The organism is Pseudomonas sp. CM27 (assembly GCF_013179515.1).
GTDB lineage: Bacteria > Pseudomonadota > Gammaproteobacteria > Pseudomonadales > Pseudomonadaceae > Aquipseudomonas.
This window is the reverse complement of sequence record NZ_JABMCN010000186.1, coordinates 9801-12032: the sequence shown is the minus strand read 5'-3', so window position 1 is coordinate 12032 and position 2232 is coordinate 9801. Positions and strand designations below refer to the sequence as shown.

At 60.1% G+C, this 2232-nt stretch carries 3 protein-coding genes; all 3 read right to left on the bottom strand.

Annotated features, from left to right (window positions below; genetic code table 11):
* Nucleotides 1-26: 26 nt before the first annotated feature.
* A complete protein-coding gene (locus tag HP547_RS20800) occupies nucleotides 27-698 on the bottom strand; it encodes an amino acid ABC transporter permease (protein WP_172225287.1) in 672 nt (223 codons plus the stop codon).
* Entirely contained in the window at nucleotides 699-1445 is a 747-nt protein-coding gene (locus tag HP547_RS20795) for an amino acid ABC transporter permease (protein ID WP_172225284.1), read from the bottom strand.
* A 142-nt stretch (nucleotides 1446-1587) separates the two neighbouring features.
* A partial coding sequence (locus HP547_RS20790; protein WP_172287313.1) for a transporter substrate-binding domain-containing protein occupies nucleotides 1588-2232 on the bottom strand: 645 nt, incomplete at its 5' end.

The window sequence follows — 2232 nt, the reverse complement described above, 5'->3', positions numbered from 1 at the left end:
CCACTTGTTGACGTTCTTGATGGAAATCATACGGTGATCCTTTTTTGCAGGCGCTTGACCAGCCACGAAGCGGAGAAGCTGATGATGAAGTACACGACACCAGCGAAGATCAGGAACTCATGGGAGCGCCCGATGATGTCGCCGTTGGAGCGTGCCGAGTTGAGGAAGTCCACCAGGCCCACGGTGTACACCAGCGAGGTGTCCTGGAACAGGATGATGCTCTGCTGCAGCAGCAGCGGGGTCATCTTGCGGAATGCCTGCGGCAGGATGATCAGGCGCATGGTCTGGCTGTAGGTCATGCCCAGGGCCTGGGCGGCGCCCATCTGGCCCTTGGAGATGGACTGCACGCCGGCACGGACGATTTCGCAGAAGTACGCGGCCTCGAACATCATGAACGCGACCACGCACGAGGTGAAGGCCCCGACCGGGGTGTCTTCGCCAGTGATCCAGCGCAGCACGAAGGGTACCGCCAGGTAGAACCAGGTGATCACCAGCAGCAACGGGATGGAGCGGAAGTAGTTGACGTAGGCGCCGGCTACCCGCGACATCAGCTTGCTGGACGACAGGCGCATCAGGGCCAGGATGGTACCGAGCACGATACCGCCGACCACGCCCATGGCCATCAGCTGCAAGGTCATGATCATGCCGTCCCAGAGGGCAGGCAGGGCCGGAATGATTTCGCTGAAATCCATTTCCATTTATTTGCCCCCCACGGAAATCAGGCCGGGCACGGCGACTTTCTTCTCGACCATACGCATCAGCAGCATCAGGCCCATGTTCAGGGTGAAGTAGATCAGCGTGGCCAAGGTGAAGGCCTCGAACAGGTTGGCGGAGAACTCGGCCGTTTGCTTGGTCTGCGCCAGAAGCTCCATCAGGCCGATCAACGACGCCACCGAGGAGTTCTTGAACACGTTGAGGAATTCTGACGTAAGCGGCGGAATGATGATCCGGTAGGCCTGCGGCAGCAGCACATTGGTGTAGATCTGCGACAGGCTGAAGCCCATGGCCCTGGCGGCCGCTTCCTGGCCACGGGGCAGCGCCTGGATGCCGGTCCGCACCTGCTCGCAAACACGGGCGGCGGTGAACAGGCCGAGGCAGACAACCACGCTGATCAGTGCCGAAGTGGTCGGGTTCAGGTCTTGCTTGAACCATTCCTGCAGGCCTTCGGGCAGCAGGTCCGGCACCAGGAAGTACCAGATGAACAGCTGTACCAGCAGTGGCACGTTGCGGAACAGTTCCACGTAAGCGGTGGCAATACCCGACACCAGCCGGTTTGGCACCGTACGCATGACGCCCAGCACCGACCCCAGTAGCAAGGCGATGATCCAGGCGGAAATGGCGATGGCGATGGTCCAGCCCAGACCGGTGATGTACCAGTCCAGATAGGTTTCGCTGCCCACGCCGGTGGACTTGAAGAACACGCCCCAGTCCCAGTTGTAATTCATCGGGATTTCCCCTCAGACGGTTGTTTCACGGGCACCTTCCAACATCCGAGGGCGCAACGCCCTCGGATGAAAGGTTAGACACTAACGGGTGGCCTGCAGGTTTAATTCGCGCTTTGCAGCGCATCAGGCCACTGGCTGGGGGTCAGGATTTCTTCTCGTCCGCTGCCTTGTCGGTCGGCTCGGCGATCAGCTTTTTCAGCTCGTCGCTCATCGGGAAGCTCAGGTTCAAGCCCTTTGGCGGGATCGGCTGGTTGAACCACTTGTCGTAGCTTTTGTTGACTTCGCCCGACTTGAAATAGCCGACGATGGCGTCATCCACCGCTTTCTTGAATGCCGCGTCATCCTTGCGCACCATGCAGCCGTAGATTTCGTACGATTGTGGGGTACCGGTGATAACCCAGTCAGCAGGCTTGCGCGCCTTGGCCATTTCGCCGGCGAGCAGTGCGTCGTCCATCATGAAGGCCACGGCGCGGCCGCTTTCGAGCATGTTGAAGGCTTCACCGTGGTCCTTGGCGGAAATCACGTTCATCTTCATCTGCTTGTCAGCGTTCATAGCCTTGAGCAGGCGCTCGGAAGTGGTGCCTGCGGTGGTCACGACGTTTTTGCCAGCCAGGTCCGGGAAGTCCTTGTAGGCTGGCTGACCGTCCTTGACCTTGGTCAGCAGGCGGGTACCGACTTCAAAGATGCCCACGGTGAAGCCGACTTGCTGCTGGCGCTCGACGTTGTTGGTGGTGGAGCCGCATTCCAGGTCGACGGTGCCGTTCTGCACCAGCGGGATGCGGGTCCA

Excerpts from the sequence above, each read along its gene's own strand:
- HP547_RS20795 (WP_172225284.1), bottom strand. The coding sequence starts at position 1,445 with ATGAATTACAACTGGGACTGGGGCGTGTTCTTCAAGTCCACCGGCGTG.
- HP547_RS20800 (WP_172225287.1), bottom strand. The coding sequence starts at position 698 with ATGGAAATGGATTTCAGCGAAATCATTCCGGCCCTGCCTGCCCTCTGG.